General features: G+C 58.1%; 3 protein-coding genes. 1 reads left to right on the top strand and 2 read right to left on the bottom strand.

What is annotated here, in order from left to right:
• Nucleotides 1–247 precede the first annotated feature (247 nt).
• Nucleotides 248–640: a SecDF P1 head subdomain-containing protein gene (locus tag QX073_RS34330; RefSeq protein WP_316227124.1), complete on the bottom strand. Its 393-nt coding sequence runs from the start codon at nucleotides 638–640 to the stop codon at nucleotides 248–250.
• Between the two features lie 374 nt (nucleotides 641–1,014).
• Between QX073_RS34330 and QX073_RS34325 the strand changes: the two genes are divergently transcribed.
• Complete coding sequence (locus QX073_RS34325; protein ID WP_316176147.1) at nucleotides 1,015–2,034, top strand: phosphotransferase; 1,020 nt, start codon at nucleotides 1,015–1,017, stop codon at nucleotides 2,032–2,034.
• A gap of 206 nt (nucleotides 2,035–2,240) precedes the next feature.
• Here the strand turns inward: QX073_RS34325 and QX073_RS34320 are convergent, their stop codons facing one another.
• Nucleotides 2,241–3,146 (bottom strand): PhzF family phenazine biosynthesis protein, encoded by a 906-nt coding sequence (locus QX073_RS34320; protein ID WP_315754864.1) that lies wholly within the window; start codon nucleotides 3,144–3,146, stop codon nucleotides 2,241–2,243.
• Nucleotides 3,147–3,290: the final 144 nt, after the last annotated feature.

Raw genomic sequence — 3,290 nt, 5'->3', positions numbered from 1 at the left:
ATGTGCCTTTCCAGCGAGAACTCATAGAACAACGCAGCCTGTTCGACTTGCCGATGCCCCATCATGACCTTCAGTCCCGCCAATTAGACAGACTGAATCACCGATATCTCTGCGCCGCAACTGGCGACTTTTTCAACGAAATCGGCCCATCCCGGACTTCCAGTCGACGCGGGCGATGTCAGCTCCCGGGGCACAACCGGAAGTAACCCACGGCGGGACCGAGAGGCGGCTTGGGACCCGAAGCGGACTACTTCCGTGGCTGCATCGTCCGGACTTCAAGTTCCCCTTTCGGGGCATTGTTGAGTTGTTTAGCCAGATCGATCACTTCTTGATCCGTCCAATCGCGATCACTGATCTGCCAGGTCCCGCCTTCCATGGGCTCTCGAATGACCGGGGTCAGAAGCGTCCGTCCCGCAAGACGAAGCTCAAGCGGCTGACCAAGATTGCTGTTGCCAAGAATACGCAGCGTTTCCTTGGACGTCTCCGCGAAGATCAAGTTCAGGATGGGCCTTCCTGTTCGCTCATCGTGACCTGCTTTTGCACTGCTGAGCACAACCACGAGTTCATCCGCCACGCATCCCGAAATCAACACAAACGTGGTGACAGCAATCAGTAGTGATCGGCATCTCAACGACTTCATTGCCCGGCTCCAAGGTCCACGCAGATCTGGCGTCTGCGTCATTGTAGACGAGAGCACTCGCGTCGCCTACTGGCCCGTTTGAGACCTCTGGTCGGCGTCAAGGACATCGGCTCGCCGGGCCAGAGCAGAAGCCACATCCCAGGTCGATAAGGCTGGTTTTGACCCAACTGAGACGTCTCTGAGACACAAGCTGGTCGGTAAAGTGCATAGTAGCTTGACCGCTAGAGTTTGAATTTGATAGCCTCAGGATACGCATGGAGGCCGCGGGCCAGTGGATACTTCGTCCTAAACAGAGACTTTGGGCTTTCGCCTGAAGGCCCGCCTTGGGTAGCCCGCGCGATAGTGTCGGCCGCCGTTCAAGCGTCTGGACGAACATGCACGTCTCGAAAATAGTACCCGAAGCTCGCCTCGATGACGTGCGCGCTGCTCTTAAGACCGTGTTCGGTACTTGGAATGTAGCTGCTCTTCGGCCCCTGAAGGGCGGAGTTTCGGGAGCGCTGATCCTTCGCTTTGAAGTAAGAGAGCGAGATTATGTGCTGCGGATCGAACCTGAACGCGTCGCACTCCAAGATCGCCAGAGAGGCCTTTCATGCATGACCACAGCCGCCGCGGTCGGCGCTGCGCCTGCCGTACACTACTCAGATGCGGCGACCGGCCTGTCGGTTATGGATTTTGTACCAAACAGACCACTCGCGCAGCATCCTGACGGACTCGCAGGAGCGGTACGCGCTCTCGGCAAGCTCACGGCGCAGCTACAGTCGAGTCCACCGTTTCCGATCATGCTCGATTATCCAGAGCTGATTCAGAACATCATGATTAAACTCGTAAAGTCAGGACGCTTCGCGTCCGGTCAGTTGGACCGTCACGCTGAGGGGCTTGCTCTGATTCGCGCAGCGCTTCCGTGGGACTCGTCCTCATTGGTTTCAAGCCACAATGACCCAAACGTGCGAAATATCCTCTTCGACGGCAAGCACGTTTGGCTTGTCGATTGGGAACTCGCTTGGCGAAATGATCCGCTGGTTGACCTGGCGATTCTGACCATCGAAGTGGCGGAATCGGCGGAGCTTGAGGCAATTTTACTGGAGACGGCGTTTGGTGCAGTCCCCGATCGCCGCTTGCGCGCTCGACTGAGCGTTATTCGACTGCTTACGCGACTCTTCTACGGTTGCATCGTTCTCGATAGCCTTTTGGGGACACTGCACCGGTCGGCATCCAACGAAGATCTTGCAGGAATGACACCCATAGAATTTCGCGCCGCCGTAGCGGAGGGACGTTTGGCGTCTGGCTCACCTGATGTGGCTTACGCATTTGCGAAGATGTCGCTCACGGCCTTCATCACAGGGTTAGCGGCGCCCGGTTTCAGCGAAATGCTGGAAGTGGTGAAGCAGGGTTGACCAACTGACCATCCAGTGGAAGCAGGGCGCGACCCAGTTACATGGCACGCCGGAAGGTCTGCTGTTGGCCCGGAACGTAAGTGCCGGGCCGCACGGGGCATTTCCGGAGCTGGGGGAAGTCCGGCTGTGTCGTCCGCCTGCCGCCGACAGCCGTCCTTGACCCACTTCGGACATTGGCACCCGGTCGCGGCATAGACAATCGTCCGCTAGAGTTTGATTGTTCCTTCCATGACATCGACGCAGCCGCCGCCAACGCGTACGGTCGGATGGTCACTCGCTTGGCCGTCCACTAGAACCTCGACCAAGCACGGCCGTCCCATATCGACGCCTTGTGCGACACGCACCGGACCAATTCGGGGAAACTCTGCGCCTGCCTGACAGGCCAGAACGACGGCAGCCGCCGTAGCACTACCAGTTGCCGGGTCTTCTGGCAGACCGTCCCATGGTGCGAACATGCGTGCCGATAGATTGATGTCTTGTCCATCTTTCGGCGCGACGTCGTGGGTATAGATGTAAATGGCATCAGCGCCGTCCCTCGGAAGATACCGCGCAAAAGCGGCCGCGCGGGGGGTGGCGTTGGCCAATGCTTCGCGGGACTGAACCTCTGCGATCAGAAAGGGCAGTCCGACAGATGCGATGACCGGACCATGGCGCTCGACACAAATATCCGTCGCATCAAGCCCGAGGCAATCAGCGATTGCGTCGGCTCCGAACTTCGATGAGACGGAAAGTGTTTGCGGAGCAGTAAGCTCTGTGCGGACAACTTTCCCTTGGCTACGAATAATGCGCGTCGAAACAAGTCCCGCGCGCTCTTCGAAATGAAGTACGTCCTTGTCGGCATATTCGGGAAACGAGGCCAATACAAAAGCCGTGCCGATATTTGGGTGACCGGCGAAGGGGACTTCAACGGTGGGCGTGAATATCCGCACCTCCGCCGTGTTATGATGATCCTGTGGGGGACACACGAAGGCGGTCTCAGAGTAATTGAACTCGCGTGCAATGGACTGCATCTGAGAAGTGGAGAGGCGCCCGGCATCCAGCACCACAGCAAGTGGATTGCCGTGGAAACGAGTTCCTGTAAAGACGTCCACCGTCTTGAAGGGCAGTATCACGATTGGTCCCCGGCCACATATGCTTCAGGAGACCCACAATATCGCTGCGGATCAGAATGGCCGCAAGTGGCCCATGGCTGCCGACTTGCGGCGCTGCGGCAAGTCGCCTGTTATCTGGGGTACACCGGCCAAAGCGCCACCCCA

The sequence above is a fragment of the Bradyrhizobium sp. SZCCHNS3052 genome, from assembly GCF_032484495.1.
Classification (GTDB): Bacteria; Pseudomonadota; Alphaproteobacteria; order Rhizobiales; family Xanthobacteraceae; genus Bradyrhizobium.
Note: the sequence above shows the minus strand (reverse complement) of the source record. Positions and strands in the feature narration are given on the sequence as shown.